General features: G+C 75.2%; 1 protein-coding gene (running past one end of the window). It reads right to left on the bottom strand.

Annotated features, from left to right (window positions below):
* Nucleotides 1-15,957, bottom strand: partial view of a type I polyketide synthase gene (locus MOV08_RS42720; protein WP_275311540.1) — the 5' portion only. Its footprint begins 12,522 nt before the window's first position; only the first 15,957 of its 28,479 coding nucleotides appear in the window; its start codon is at nt 15,955-15,957; its stop codon lies off the left edge, out of view.

Raw genomic sequence — 15,957 nt, 5'->3', positions numbered from 1 at the left:
GCGCAGGGCCGCTTCGGTGTGTCCCGACAGGAGCACCGGAACGGGGGTGGCATCGACCGGACGGGCCGGTGCGGTGTCGGTGGTGTCCTCGGGGCTGTCCTCCGGGGCCTGTTCGAGGATGGTGTGGACGTTGGTGCCGCTGAGCCCGAAGGAGGAGACGCCCGCGCGGCGCGGGTGTCCGGTGCTCGGCCAGGGCAGCGGCTCGGTGAGCAGGTGGAGGGCGCCGGAGCTCCAGTCGACGTGCGAGGAGGGCCGGTCGATGTGCAGGCTCCGCGGCACGGTGCCGTGGCGCATGGCCATGACCATCTTGATGACACTGGCGACGCCGGACGCCATCTGGGTGTGGCCGATGTTGGACTTCACCGAGCCCAGCAGCAGCGGGTGCTCGGGGTCGCGGCCCTGGCCGTAGGTGGCCAGCAGGGCCTGCGCCTCGATGGGGTCGCCGAGGGCGGTGCCGGTGCCGTGGCCGTCGACGACGTCGACGCTGTCGGGCTCCACCTTGGCGTTGGCCAGGGCCTGGCCGATGACGCGCTGCTGGGACGGGCCGTTGGGGGCGGTCAGGCCGTTGGACGCGCCGTCCTGGTTGACGGCGGAGCCCCGGATGACGGCCAGGACCCGGTGCCCGTTGCGGCGGGCGTCACAGAGCCGTTCGACGAGGACCAGGCCGACGCCTTCGGCCAGGCTCATGCCGTCGGCCTGGTCGGAGTACGCCTTGCAGCGACCGTCGGGCGCCATCGCGCGCTGTCGGCTGAAGCCGACGAACGCGCCGGGGGTGGACATGATGCTGACGCCGCCCGCGAGGGCCAGGGAGCTCTCGCCGTTGCGCAGGGACTGGCAGGCCAGGTGCAGGGCGACGAGGGAGGAGGAGCAGGCGGTGTCGAGGGAGACGGCCGGGCCCTCGAAGCCGTAGGTGTAGGAGAGCCGGCCGGACAGGACGCTGGAGATGGTGCCGGTGATCAGGTGTCCTTCGGCGCCTTCCGGGCTCGCGCCGGTGGCTCCGTAGTCCTGGTAGCTGGCGCCGATGAAGGTGCCGGTGCTGCTGCCGCGCAGGGTGGCGGGGTCGATCCCGGCGCGCTCCATGGCCTCCCAGGAGGTCTCCAGCAGCAGCCGCTGCTGGGGGTCCATGGCGAGCGCCTCGCGGGGCGAGATGCCGAAGAAGGAGGCGTCGAAGTCGGCGGCCTCGTGGAGGAAGCCGCCCCGGGTCGAGTAGGTGTGGCCGGACCGGTCGGGGTCGGGGTCGTAGAGGCCCTCGGCGTCCCAGCCGCGGTCGGTGGGGAACTCGCCGGTGGCGTCGCCCCCTTCGGCGACCAGCCGCCACAGGTCCTCCGGTGAGCCGACGCCGCCGGGGTAGCGGCAGCTCATGCCGATGATGGCGATGGGCTCGTCGTCGGCGGCGGCGGTGTACGTGGTCGGAGCGGCGGTTCCGGTGGCGGACCCGGCGAGGGACTCGCGCAGGAAGGCGACGAGTGCGAGCGGGTTGGGGTGGTCGAAGACCATGGTGCTCGGCAGGGCGAGCCCGGTCACGGCGGCGATCCGGTTGCGCAGGTCGACGGCGGTCAGCGAGTCGAAGCCGACGTCGCGGAAGGCGCGTCGTTCGGAGAGCACGTCGGGTGAGGCGTGGCCGAGCGCGGTGGCGGCCTCGCCGCGGACGAGGTCCAGCAGGAGCCGGTCCTGCTCGACGGCGGCCAGCCCGCGCAGCCGGTCGGCGAACTCGCTGCCGGACTCGGCGGTCCGGCCGGTGTTCTCCGTGAGCCGCTGGACTTCGGGCAGGTCGTCGAAGAGGTGGGTGGGGCGCGCGGAGGTGTAGACGGGGTAGTAGCGCTCCCAGTCCACGTCGGCGACGGCCAGGTGCGTCTCGTCGTCGTCGAGGGCCTGGCGCAGGCCGGTGAGGGCCAGTTCGGGGTCCATGAAGACCAGTCCGCTGCGGCGGATCTGGCCGGGGTCGACGCGGCCGAGCTTGAGGTCGTCGGCCCAGATGCCCCAGGAGACGGCGGTGGCCCGGGCGCCGCGGACGCGGCGCTGTTCGGCCAGGGCGTTGAGGTGGGCGTTGCCGGCGACGTAGGCGGCGTGGGCGCCGCTGCCCCACATGCCGGCGGTGGAGGAGTACAGGACGAAGGCGTCGAGGTCGTCGCCGAGGAGTTCGTCCAGGTGCCGGGCGCCGTTGACCTTGGCGTCCATGACCTTCGCGAAGTCGTCGAGGGTCGTCTCGTCCAGCGTCGCCAGTTCGATGGTGACGGCGGTGTGCACGACGGTGCGTACGGTGCGGCCCTCGGCCGCCAGCGTGTCGAGCATCCCGGCGACCGCGTCGCGGTCGGTCAGGTCGCAGGCGACGACGCTCGCCTCGCAGCCCAACTCGGCCAGTTCGCGGACGAGTTCGTCGGATCCGGGGGCCGCCGGGCCGCGGCGGCTGGTGAGCACGACGTGTTCGGCGCCCTGCCGGGCGAGCCAGCGGGCCAGGTGCGGGGCGAGGGTGCCGGTGCCGCCGGTGACCAGGGTGGTGCCCCGCGCCGTCCAGGGACGGGCCGGAGCGGAGTCCGCGGGGGTGGCGCGCACGACGCGGCGGGCGAGGACGCCCGAGGCGCGGACGGCGAGTTGGTCCTCGCCGGTGCGGCCGGTCAGGACCGCGGCCAGGCGCTCGGCGGCCCGCCGGTCCAGTTCCTCGGGCAGGTCGACCAGGCCGCCCCAGCGCTGGGGGTGTTCGAGGGCGGCGGTCCAGCCGAGGCCGAGGATCTGGGCCTGGTCGGGGTGGGTGAGCCGGTCGGCGCGGCCGGTGGAGACGGCGCCCTGGGTCAGGCACCACAGCGGCGCGTCGAATCCGGCGTCGCCGAGTGCCTGTACGAGCGCGACGGTCAGGGCCGTCGCGCGGCGCAGCGCCGGGTGGTGCGGGCTCGGCCCGTCGGCGGCGGCCAGCAGGGACACCACGCCCGCGAGGTCCGCGGTGCCGTCGAGGTCGGCCAGGCGCGCGGCCAGCGTCGCGCGGTCCGTGCAGGCGTCGTCCAGGACGAGGGTCCGGGTGTCGGCGCCGTGCGTGGCGAGGGCACCGGTGAGGTCGTCGCCGGGGGTGCCCTCGGGGGTGACGACGAGCCAGGTGCCCGTCAGCGCCGCCGCGGGCAGTGCGGCCAGCGGCTGCCAGGTGGCGCGGTAGCGCCAGGCGTCGACGGCCGCCAGGTCGCGCCGGCGCCGGCGCCAGTCGGACAGGGCAGGGAGGACGGGCTCCAGGGCGGCGCGGTCCAGGCGCAGGCGGGAGGCGAGGGAGTCGACGTCGGCCTCTTCCACCGCCGTCCAGAACTCCGCGTCCACCGGGTCGGCTTCGGGCCGGTCCGAGGACCGGTCGGGGATCGCCCACAGCTGTTCGCGCTGGAAGGCGTAGGTGGGCAGCGGCACCCGGCGGGCGCCGGTGTCGGCGAAGACGGCGGACCAGTCGGCGCCCGCGCCCCGGACGAAGGCTTCGGCCAGGGACGTCAGAAAGCGGTCGGTGCCGCCCGCGTCGCGCCGGAGCGTGCCGAGCACCGCGGCCGTGCCGCCGGCTTCCTCGGCGGTCGCCTGGATGCCCATGGCGAGTACGGGGTGCGAACTGACCTCGATGAAGAAGCGGTGCTCCTGGGCGAGGAGTTCGCCGATGGCGGGTTGGAAGCGGACGGTCTGGCGCAGGTTGGTGTACCAGTAGTCGGCGTCCATGGTGGTGGTGTCGAGCCAGTCTCCGGTGACGGTGGAGAAGAACGGCACCTGTGCCGGGCGCGGGCGGACCGGGGCCAGGACGGTGTGCAGTTCCTCCCGCACCCGCTCGACCTGCGCGGAGTGCGAGGCGTAGTCCACGGCGATGCGCTTGGCGCGGACGTCCTCGGCGACCAGTTCGGCCTGGAGTGCCTCCAGCGGGGCGACGGCGCCCGAGACGACGGTGGCCCCGGGGCCGTTGACCGCGGCGATCGACAGGTCCTCGTAGGCGGCCAGGCGCGCTTCGACGTCGGCGGCGGGCAGCGGGACGGACAGCATGCCGCCGGATCCGGCCAGTCCGCGGGCGATGGCCTGGCTGCGCAGCGCGACGACGCGGGCCGCGTCCTCCAGGGAGAGTGCCCCGGCGACGGCCGCCGCGGCGATCTCGCCCTGCGAGTGGCCGACCACCGCGTCGGGGGTGATGCCGTAGGAGGTCCACAGTGCGGCCAGCGAGACCATGACGGCGAAGGAGGCGGGCTGGACGACGTCGACGCGCTCCAGCGTCGGTGCGCCCGGTGCCTGTCGCAGGACGTCCAGCAGCGACCAGTCGGTGAACTCCGAGAGGGCCGCGGCGCACTCGGTCAGGCGCTCGGCGAAGACCGGCGACTCGTCGAGGAGCCGCGCTCCCATGCCGACCCACTGGGAGCCCTGGCCGGGGAAGACGAAGACGGTCCTGCCGTCGATGTCCGCCGTGCCCTGGACGACGCCGGGCGCGGAGCCGCCGGTGGCGAGGGCGTCGAGGGCCGCGCGCCGGGTCAGGTCGTCGGTGCCGACGACGACGGCGCGGTGGTCGAAGACGGTGCGCGCGGTCACCAGGGAGTGGCCGACGTCGAGGGCGTCGGGGGTCGGTTCGTCGTCGAGGTGGGCGGCGAGCCGGGTGGCCTGGGCGCGCAGCGCGCCCGGGGTGCGGGCGGACAGCATCCAGGGGATGGCGTCGCCGGCCGGCGGCACCGGCCGTTCGGCGGCCGCCTCCTGCGGGCGGGGGGCCTCTTCGAGGATGGTGTGGGCGTTGGTCCCGCTGATGCCGAAGGAGGAGACCGCGCAGCGGCGCGGGCGTTCGCCCTCGGGCCAGTCGGCGGGTTGGTGCAGCAGGGCGACGGTGCCGGGGGTCCAGTCGATGTGGCTGGAGGGGGCGTCCGCGTGCAGGGTGCGCGGCAGCGCTCCCCGGCGCAGGGCCAGGACCATCTTGATGACGCCGGCGACGCCGGCCGCCGACTGGGTGTGGCCGATGTTGGACTTCACCGAGCCCAGCAGCAGCGGGTGCTGCGGGTCGCGGTCCTGGCCGTAGGTGGCGAACAGGGCCTGCGCCTCGATGGGGTCGCCGAGCGCGGTGCCGGTGCCGTGCGCCTCGACCGCGTCGATGTCCTTCGGGGCCAGCCCCGAGTTGGCCAGGGCCTGGCGGATGACGCGCTGCTGGGAGGGGCCGTTGGGGGCGGACAGGCCGTTGGAGGCACCGTCCTGGTTGATGGCCGAGCCGCGGACGACGGCGAGGATCTCGTGTCCGTTGCGCTGGGCGTCGGAGAGGCGCTCCAGGACGAGCACGCCGACGCCTTCGGCGAGGGTCATGCCGTCGGCGCCGTCGGAGAACGCCTTGCAGCGGCCGTCGCCGGCCAGGGCCCGCTGCCGGCTGAAGGCGACGAACGGGTTGGGGTTGGTCATCACGGTCGCGCCGCCGGCCAGGGCCAGGGAGCTCTCGCCGTTGCGCAGGGACTGGCAGGCCAGGTGCAGGGCTACCAGGGAGGACGAGCAGGCGGTGTCGACGGTGACCGCCGGCCCTTCGAGGCCGAAGAGGTAGGCCAGGCGCCCGGAGAGCACGCTGGGGCTGGTGCCGGTCACCAGGTGGCCGGCGGAGCCGTCCTCGATGCCGAGTCCGTACTCCTGGTAGGTGGAGCCGATGAAGGTCCCGGTCGGGGTGCCGTGGACGGTGGTGGGGTCGATGCCGGCGTGCTCGAACGCCTCCCAGGTGGTTTCCAGCAGCAGCCGCTGCTGGGGGTCCATCGACAGCGCTTCGCGGGGCGAGATGCCGAAGAAGGTGGCGTCGAACTCCCCCGCGTCGTGGAGGAAGCCGCCCTGGGTGGAGTAGGTCGTGCCGGGGTTGTCCGGGTCGGGGTGGTAGAGGTCGGTGTTCCAGCCGCGGTTGACGGGGAAGTCGGAGATGGCGTCCACGCCTTCGCTGACCAGGTCCCACAGGTGCCGCGGGGAACGGACGCCGCCGGGGAAGCGGCAACTCATGCCGACGATGGCGATGGGCTCGTCGAAGGCCCCCGGCGCGGCGACCACGGTCGCGGCCGCGTTGCCGCCGGTGCCGAGGAGTTCCTCGCGCAGGTGACGGGCGAGGACGGCGGGGGTCGGGTAGTCGAAGACGAGGGTGGCGGGCAGGGCCAGGCCCGTGAGGGCGGCCAGCCGCTTGCGCAGTTCCACGGCGGTCAGCGAGTCGAAGCCGGCGTCGCGGAAGGCCCGCCGCTCCGGGATGGCGTCCGCCGAGTCGTGGCCGAGGGCGATGGCCGCCTCGGCGCGCACCAGGTCGGCCAGCAGCCGGGTCTGCTCGTCCTCGTCGAGGCCCCGCAGGCGCGCGGCGAACTCGGGCGCGGCGCTCGTGTCGTCGGCGTGCGCGAGGGCCTGGACCTCGGCCAGTTCGTCGAAGAGGGCGCTCGGGCGGGTGGCGGTGAAGACGGGGTGGTAGCGCTCCCAGTCGATGTCGGCGACCGTGACCGTGACGTCCTTGTGGACGACGGCGCGCCGCAGTTCGGTGAGGGCGTTCGCGGGGGCGAGGAAGCGCAGTCCGCGCTTGTGCAGTTCGTCGGTGATGGCCTCGTGGGTGGCCATTCCGGCCTCGGCCCAGGGGCCCCAGGCCACGGAGGTGGCGGGCAGGCCGCGGGCCGCGCGGTGCTCGGCCAGGGCGTCGAGGTAGGCGTTGGCGGCGGCGTAGGCGCTCTGTCCGGCGCTGCCCCACACTCCGGCGATCGAGGAGACCAGGACGAAGAAGTCCAGGTCGTGGCCGTCCAGGAGGCTGTCGAGGTGGGCGGCGCCGAGCATCTTGGCGGCCATCGCCTGCGCGGCGACGTCCAGGGGGGTTTCGGTGAGGGCGGCGTTCTGGCCGACGCCGGCCGCGTGCACGACGCCGGTCAGCGGGTGCTGCGCGGGGACGGCGGCCAGGAGTGCGGCCAGCGCGCCGCGGTCGGCGGTGTCGCAGGCCGCGATGGTGACCTCGGCCCCCAACTCCTCGATTTCCGCGGCGAGTTCGGCGGCACCGGGGGCGTCGGGGCCGCGGCGGCTGGTGAGGAGGAGGTGGTCGGCGCCGCTGCGGGCCAGCCAGCGGGCCACCTCGGCGCCGAGCGCTCCGGTGCCGCCGGTGACGAGCACGGTGCCGTGCGGCGCGGTGAAGGCGTCGGCGGGCGGCAGTTCGGCCTGCGGGTGCCGCACCAGGCGCCGGCCGAGCGCTCCGGTGGCCCGGATGGCGATCTGGTCCTCGCCGCCCCGTGCGGCCAGCGCGCTGACCAGGTGCTGGGTGGCGGGTGCGTCGAGGGCGGCCGGCAGGTCGATCAGGCCGCTCCACAGCTGCGGGTGCTCCAGGGCGGCGACCCGGCCCAGTCCCCAGACCGCCGCCTGGAGGGGGTTGGTGAGCGGGTCGTCGGAGCCGGTGGTGACGGCGCCGCGGGTCAGGGTCCACAGCGGGGCGGCGAGGTCGGAGTCGACCAGTGCCTGGGTCAGGACGAGGCTCAGCGCGAGCCCGGTGGGCGGCTCGGCGCCGGCCTCGGTGCCGGGCCGGTCGGCGAGCGGGAGCAGGGACAGGATGCCGGAGCAGGCGCCGCCCTCGGCGGTTGCGGCGTGGAGCCGGGCGGCGAGTTCGACGCGGTCGCGGCAGGCGTCGTCCAGGACGAGCGTCTCGAACTGGGCGCCGTGGCCGCGCAGCGCGTGCAGGATCTCGTCGCTGTCGATGCCGTCGGCGGTGACGAGCAGCCAGGTGCCGTCGAGCACGGGCGCGGCGGCGGCCGTCACGGGGCGCCAGGCGACCTGGTAGCGGGTGGAGTCCAGCAGCGCCTTCTCGTGCCGGTGCTGGCGCCAGGAGGACAGCGCGGGCAGCAGCGCGTACAGGGAGGCGTGCTGTTCGTCGCGCAGCCCGAGGAGGGCGGCCAGTTCGGCCGCGTCGCCCCGTTCGACGGCGCCCCACAGCTCGGCGTCCGCGGGGTCGGCGGCGGCCTGCGCGAGGCGGGCCGGGGCCGGCTCGGGCCAGTAGCGCTCGTGCTGGAAGGCGTAGGTGGGCAGATCGACCGTGCGTGCACCGGTGCCGGCGAGGTACCCGGACCAGTCCACGGTGACGCCGCGCACGTGCAGGCGGGCCAGTGCGGTGGCCGCACAGCGCTCCTCGTCGCGCCCGGCGCGCAGCAGCGGGACGAAGTCCGCCGCGGTGTCGTCGCCCAGGGTGTCGTGGGCGGGGGCCGACAGCGCGCTGTCGGGGCCGAGTTCGAGGAAGGTGCCGGATCCGCAGGCGTGTGCGGCGCGCACCGTGTCGGCGAAGCGGACGGTGCCGCGGGCGTGCGCGACCCAGTAGTCGGCGGAGCGCAGTTCCTCTTCGGTGGCGGCCCGGCCGGTGAGGCCGGAGATGACGGTGACCTCCGGTGCGCCGTAGGTGAGCTGCTCGGCGACCTCGCGCAGGCCGTCCAGCGCGGGCTCCATCAGCGGCGAGTGGAAGGCGTGGCTGACCTTCAGGCGCTTGGTCTTGCGGCCCTGTGCGGCGAAGTGGGCGGCGATCTCCTCGGTCGCGGTCAGGTCGCCGGCGACGACGACGGCGCGGGGGCCGTTGACGGCGGCGAGGGACACCTCGTGCTCGCGGCCGGCGAGCAGCGGGGCGACCTCGTCCTCGGTGGCTTCCAGGGAGAACATCGCGCCGCCGGCGGGCAGTTCCTGCATCAGCCGCGCCCGTGCGGCGACCAGGCGGGCCGCGTCGGGGAGCGGCAGGACGCCCGCGACGTGTGCGGCGGCGATCTCGCCGACCGAGTGGCCCAGCAGGACGTCGGGGCGTATCCCCCAGGTCCGCAGCAGCCGGTAGAGCGCGACCTCGATGGCGAACAGGGCCGGCTGGGTCCACTCGGTGCGGTCCAGCAGCGCCGCCTCGGGGCTGCCCTCCGGGGCGAACAGGACGTCCTTGAGGGGGCGGTCCAGGTGCGGGTCGAGGGCCGCGGTCACCTCGTCGAGGGCCTGGGCGAACGCGGGGAAGCGGGCGGCGAGTTCACGGCCGGCGCCTGGGCGCTGGCTGCCCTGGCCGGCGAACAGCACGGTCAGCTTGCCCGCGCCGCCGATCTCGCCCTCGGTGACTGCGGAGGTGGGCCGGTCGGCGGCCAGGTCGGCCAGCGCACGCAGCAGTTCGTCGCGGTCGCCGGTGACGACGGCGCGCTGGTCGAACGCCGAGCGGGTGGTGGCAAGGGAGAGCGCGACGTCGGCCGGGTCGAGGGTGGCGCGCTCGTCGAGGAAGGACCGCAGGCGGGCGGCCTGGTCCAAAAGCGCCGCCCGGCTCTTGCCCGACAGCGTCCAGGGCACGACGACGGGGGTGTGCGCCGGCTGTTCGCGCTGGTCGGGGGCGGCCGACGGCTCCTCGACGATGAGGTGGGCGTTGGTGCCGCTGAAGCCGAAGGAGGAGATGGCGGCGCGGCGCGGCCGGTCGGCCTGCGGCCAGGGGGTCTCCTCGGTGAGCAGGCGCACCGCTCCGGAGTCCCACTCCACGTGCGAGGACGGCTCGTCGGCGTGGAGGGTACGGGGCAGCACGCCGTGGCGCATCGCCAGGACCATCTTGATGACGCCGGCGACGCCGGCCGCGGCCTGGGTGTGGCCGATGTTGGACTTCACCGAGCCCAGCAGCAGCGGCCGTTCGGCGTCGCGGTCCTGGCCGTAGGTGGCGAGCAGGGCCTGGGCCTCGATGGGGTCGCCGAGGGTGGTGCCGGTGCCGTGGCCCTCGACCGCGTCGATGTCCGTGACGGACAGGCCGGCGGCGGACAGCGCCTGCCGGATCACCCGCTGTTGGGAGGGGCCGTTGGGTGCGGTCAGGCCGTTGGAGGCGCCGTCCTGGTTGACGGCGGAGCCGCGGACCACCGCCAGCACCTGGTGCCCGTTGCGGCGGGCGTCGGAGAGGCGTTCCAGGACGAGGACGCCGACGCCCTCGGACCAGCCGACACCGTCGGCGCCGTCGCCGAACGCCTTGCAGCGGCCGTCCGGGGACAGACCGCGCTGCCGGGAGAACTCGATGAGGGCGCCGGGCGTCGACATCACGGTGACGCCGCCGGCCAGGGCGAGCGAGCACTCCCCCGCGCGCAGCGCCTGCATCGCCCAGTGCATGGCGACCAGCGAGGACGAGCAGGCGGTGTCGACGGTGACGGCGGGGCCTTCCAGCCCGAGGGTGTAGGAGATGCGCCCGGAGGCGACACTCGGGGCGGTGCCGCTGCCCTGGTGGCCCTCGAACTGCCCGCCGCCGAGGACCGTGGCGTAGTCGTTGTACATCACGCCCGCGAACACGCCGGTCCGGCTGCCGCGCAGGGACGTCGGGTCGATGCCCGCGCGCTCGACGGCCTCCCAGGACGCTTCGAGCAGCAGCCGCTGCTGGGAGTCGGTGGCCAGGGCCTCGCGGGGGCTCATGCCGAAGAAGGCGGGGTCGAAGTCGGCGGCGGTGTGCAGGAATCCGCCGAAGCGGGAGTAGGACGTGCCGGTGCGGTCCGGGTCCGGGTCGTAGAGCGCGTCCAGGTCCCAGCCCCGGTCGGTGGGCAGGCCCGAGATGGCGTCGGTGCCCTCGCTGACCAGTCGCCACAGGTCCTCGGGCGAGTCGACACCGCCCGGGTAGCGGCAGCTCATGCCGACGATGACGATGGGATCCTCGTCGGCGGCGGCGCGCGGGGCGCCGGTCGCGGTGGCGACCTCGGAGCCCATGAGTTCGGCCAGTACGTGCGTGGCGAGGGCGTCGACGGTCGGGTAGTCGAAGATGACGGTGGCGGCGGTGCGCAGGCCGGTGGCCGCGCTGAGCCGGTTGCGCAGTTCGACGGCGGTCAACGAGTCGAAGCCCAGCTCCCGCAGCGGGCGCCGGGCGTCGATGTCGGCGGTGCCGGCGTGGCCGAGTACGGCGGCCACCTGACCGGCCACGAGGTCCAGGACCACCTCACGGCGGTCGGTCTCCGCGAGCCGGGACAACTGCTGCACGAGGGTGACGGCCGTCTCCGAGCCGGAGACCACCGAGCGGCGGGCCGGGGTGCGGATCAGGCCGCGCCACAGCGGCGGCACCTCGCCCTGGAGGCGCAGGACGGACAGGTCGAGCCGGGTCGGCAGCAGGACGGCGGCGTCCATGGCGGTGGCGGCGTCGAAGAGGACGGTGCCCTGTTCCGCGGTGAGCGCGGGGGTGCCCATCCGGGCCAGGCGGGCGAGGTCCTCGTCCGTCAGACCGCCGGTCATTCCGCCGGTGGGCTCCCACGGGCCCCAGGCCAGGGAGAGTCCCGGCAGGCCCTGGGTACGGCGTAATTGGACGAGCGCGTCGAGGAAGGCGTTCGCGGCGGCGTAGTTGCCCTGGCCGGCCGCGCCCACGGTGCCGGAGAGGGAGGAGAAGACGACGAAGGCCGCCAGGTCCAGGTCGCGGGTGGCCTCGTGGAGGTGCCAGACGGCGTCGGCCTTGGGCCGCAGTACCGCACTGATCCGCTCGGGGGTGAGCGACTCGATCACGCCGTCGTCGAGGGCGCCGGCGCTGTGCACGACGGCGGTGACGGGGTGCTCGACGGGCACGTCGGCCAGCAGCCGGTCCACGGCGGCGCGGTCGGCCAGGTCGCAGGAGGCGAGGGCCACCTGCGCGCCGTGGCCGGTGAGTTCGGCCACCAGCTCCCGGGCGCCCTCGGCGTCGGCGCCGCGGCGGCTGGCGAGCAGCAGGTGCCGTACGCCGCGCTCGGTGACGAGGTGTCGGGCCAGCACGCGGCCGAGGCCGCCAGTGGCTCCGGTGAGGAGCACGGTGCCCTCGGGGTCCCACTCGGTGGCGTGCTGCGCCGCCCGGGCGCGGGCGAGCCGCGCGGTGAGCACGGCGGTGCCGCGGACGGCGGTCTGCGGCTCGTCCGAGGACAGTGCCAGGGCCTGCAGCAGCGGTTGCGCGGCGGGCGCGGCGGAGGCGGGGTCGAGGTCCAACAGCGCGAAGCGGCCGGGGTGTTCGCTCTGCGCGGCTCGCACCAGGCCCCAGACGGCGGCGGCCACCGGGTCCGGCGCCTGCCGGGGGTCGGTGGCGACGGCGCCGCGCGTGACGAGGACCAGCCGGGAGGCGGCGTACCGCTCGTTCTCCAGCCAGGTCCGCAGGAGCTCCAGGACGTGGGCGGTGCGGTCGTGCACGGAGGCGACGACCTCGTCACCGACGGCGTCGGCCGCACCCGGGACGGGGGCGAGGACGACGTCCGGGGCAGGGGTGTCGGCGTCCGGGCCGGGCAGCGCGGTGACGGTGCGGTCCGGCGACGCGAGGGCCTGCTCCAGGCCGAAGGGGTCCGGGCCGAGGACGGCGACGGAGGCGGGCGCGGCCTCGGCGTCCTGCGGCGATGCGGTCCAGCGCAGCTCGAACAGGGCCTCGCGGGCGAGGGAGTTGGCGGCGTCGAGCTGCTCGTCGGGCACGGTGCGCAGGACGAGCGAGCCGATGGAGGCGACAGGGTCGCCGGCGGTGTCGGCGACGGCGATCGCCACCGCGTCGTCGCCGGCCGGGGTCAGCTTCACCCGGACCGTCGTCGCCCCACTGGCGTGCAGGGTCACGTCCTGCCACGAGAAGGGCAGGCCGCCGCGGGCGTGCTCGCCCAGGTCGGCGAAGGCCGCGGCGTGCAGCGCGGCGTCCAGGAGGGCCGGGTGGATCGCGAACGACGCGGCGGACTCGGCGTCGGAGCCATCCGCCTCGGGCAGGGTCACCTCGGCGTAGACGTCGTCGCCGCGGCGCCAGGCGGCGTGCAGGCCCTGGAAGAGGGGGCCGTATGCGAAGCCGGTGTCGGCCAGGCGGTCGTAGAAGCCGTCGAGGTCCAGCGGCTGTGCGTCGGCGGGCGGCCAGGCGGTGGCGTCGAAGTCGGCGTGGTGCTCGCCGGTCACGAGGGTGCCGGCGGCGTGCTGGGTCCAGGGGAGTTCCTCCGGACCGTCGGGGCGGGAGTGGACGCTGACGGCGCGGCGGCCGGACTCGTCGGGGCTGCCCACCCAGACCTGCACCTGGACGCCGCCCTCCTCGGGCAGCAGCAGGGGGGCGGCCAGCGTGAGTTCCTCCACGCGACCGCAGCCGGCCTCGTCCCCGGCGCGTACGGCCAGCTCCAGGAAGGCGGTGCCCGGCAGCAGCACCGTGCCGCGCACGGCGTGGTCGGCGAGCCAGGGGTGGGTGCGCTGCGACAGCCGGCCGGTCAGCAGCAGGCCGTCGGAGTTGGCGACCGACACGGCCGCGGTCAGCAGCGGGTGGTGCGCCGCGCCCAGGCCGGCGGCGCGCACGTCACCGCCGGTCGCGGGCAGGCTCTTGGGCCAGTAGCGCCGGCGTTGGAAGGCGTAGGTGGGCAGGTCGGTGCGCCGGGCGCCGGTGCCCTGGAAGTAGGGCTCCCACTGGACGGCCGCGCCGCGGGTGTGCAGGCCCGCCAGCGCGGCGGTGAGGGTCTCGGCCTCGGGGCGGCCCGGGCGCAGTACGGCGAGCGTGGCGGGGACGCCGTCCGCGGCGTCGGTGGCGCCGGTCGCGGCCAGGCAGGTCTGGGCCATGGCGGACAGGACGCCGTCGGGCCCCAGCTCCAGGAAGGTGGCGGCGCCGTGGCCGTGGAGCCAGTCGAGGGCGTCGGCGAACCGTACGGCGTGCCGGGCGTGGTTCACCCAGTACTCGGGGGAGGTCAGCTGCTCCACCGTGGCGAGGGTCCCGGTCAGGCCGGAGACGACCGGGATGACGGGTGCCTGCGGGGTGAGCCGGGAGACGGCGGCGCGGAAGTCCGCCAGCATGGGCTCCATGAGCGGCGAGTGGAAGGCGTGCGAGACGCGCAGCCGCTTGGTCCTGCGGCCCAGCGCGCCGAAGTGCTCGGCGACGGCGTCGACTTCGTCGGTCCGGCCGGCGATCACGACGGCGGCGGGACCGTTGACCGCGGCGATCGAGACGCGGTCCTGCCGGTCCGCCAGCTGGGGCAGGACCTCCTCCTCGGTGGCTTCGAGGGAGACCATGGCGCCGCCTTCGGGCAGCGCCTGCATCAGGCGGCCTCGGGCGAGCACCAGGGCGGCGGCGTCGGCCACGGTGAAGACCCCGGCCACGTGCGCCGCGGCGATCTCGCCGATGGAGTGCCCGGTGAGGAAGTCCGGCTTGATGCCGAAGGACTCGGCGAGCCGGTAGAGGGCGACCTCGATCGCGAAGAGCGCGGGTTGGGCGTAGCCGGTCTGGTCGAGGAGGGCGGCCTCGGGGGTGCCCTCGGCGGCGAACAGCACGTCCTTCAGGGGGCGTTCGAGGCCCTGGTCGAGGTGGCCGAGGACCTCGTCGAGGGCGGTGGCGAAGACGGGGAAGCGGGCGGCCAGTTCCCGTCCCATGCCGGGCCGCTGGGAGCCCTGGCCCGCGAAGAGGAAGGCGAGCTTGGACCGGGTCCGGGCGGTGTCCTGCACCAGGCCGGGGTTCGGTATGCCGTCGGCGAGCGCGGTGAGGGCTGCGCGGGCCCGGTCCAGGTCGGCCGCGGTGAACGCGGCGCGGTGTTCGAGGCCGGAGCGGGCCGTGGCCAGGGAGTAGGCCACGTCGGCGGGTGCGAGGTCGGGGTGGGACGTGAGGTGTGCGAGCAGCCGCGCCGCCTGGGCGCGCAGCGCCTCGCGGGTGCGGCCGGAGACGAGCCACGGGACGGCGCCCGGCGCCACGGGTGCGGCTGCGGCCGGGAGTGCCGTGTCCTCCTGGCCGGCCTCGGGCGACGGGGCGGCCGGGGCCTCCTCCAGGATCGTGTGCGCGTTGGTGCCGCTGAGCCCGAACGAGGAGATGCCGGCGCGGCGCGGCTGTTCGCCCTGCGGCCAGGCGACCGGCTCGGTGAGCAGGCGCACGGCCCCCTGGGTCCAGTCGACGTGCGAGGACGGCACGTCCACGTGGAGGGTGCGCGGGAGCAGGCCGTGCCGCATGGCCAGCACCATCTTGATGACGCCGGCCATGCCGGCCGCCGCCTGGGTGTGGCCGAGGTTGGACTTCACGGAGCCCAGCAGCAGGGGGTGTTCGGCGTCCCGGCCCTGACCGTAGGTCGCCAGCAGGGCCTGGGCCTCGACCGGGTCGCCCAGCGCGGTGCCGGTCCCGTGCGCCTCGACGACGTCGATCTCGTCGGCCGAGAGCCGCGCGCTGACCAGCGCCTGCTCGATGACCCGTTGCTGCGAGGGGCCGTTGGGCGCGGTCAGGCCGTTGGAGGCGCCGTCCTGGTTGACGGCGGAGCCCCGGATGACGGCCAGGACCTGGTGCCCGTTGCGGCGGGCCACCGAGAGGCGCTCCAGCACCAGGACGCCGACGCCCTCGGCCCAGCCGGTGCCGCCCGCGGAGTCGGCGAAGGAGCGGCAGCGCCCGTCGGCGGCGAGCCCGCCCTGGCGACTGAACTCCACGAAGGTGGTGGGGCTGGACATCACGGTGACGCCCGCGGCCAGCGCCAGGGAGCACTCGCCCTGACGCAGCGAGTGGGCGGCCAGGTGCAGGGCCACCAGGGAGGACGAGCAGGCGGTGTCGACGGTGACCGCCGGGCCCACGGTGCCGAAGAAGTACGCGAGTCGGCCCGAGATGACGCTGGTGGTGGTGCCCGTCAGGGCGAAGCCCTGGACATCGTCGTCCGGACCCACCCGGTACTCCTGGGGCATCGCCCCGACGAACATGCCTGTCCGCCCGCCCCGGACCGATGCCGGGTCGATACCGGCCCGCTCGAAGGCTTCCCAGGAGGACTCCAGCAGCAGGCGCTGCTGCGGGTCCATGGCGAGGGCCTCGCGGGGGGAGATCCCGAAGAAGGAGGCGTCGAACTCGGCCGCGTCGTGGAGGAATCCGCCGGAGAACTGCCCGGGGTCCTCGGTCAGCATCTCCCAGCCGCGGTCATCGGGGGAAGGCGTGATGCCGTCCCCGTCGTCGGCGAGCAGGGACCAGAGCTCTTCGGGGCTGCTCACGCCCCCCGGGAAACGACAGCTCATGCCCACGATCGCGATCGGCTCGCGGGCCGCCGCCTCCAACTCGCCCACCCGCTGTCGGGAGCGCCGCAGATCGGCGCTGGCCCGCTTCAGGTAGTCGCGGAGCTTCTGTTCCTGATCCAT

Origin of the sequence: Streptomyces yunnanensis, assembly GCF_029011865.1 — a bacterium.
Lineage (GTDB): Bacteria > Actinomycetota > Actinomycetes > Streptomycetales > Streptomycetaceae > Streptomyces > Streptomyces yunnanensis.
This window is presented reverse-complemented; position numbering and strand designations above follow the sequence as displayed.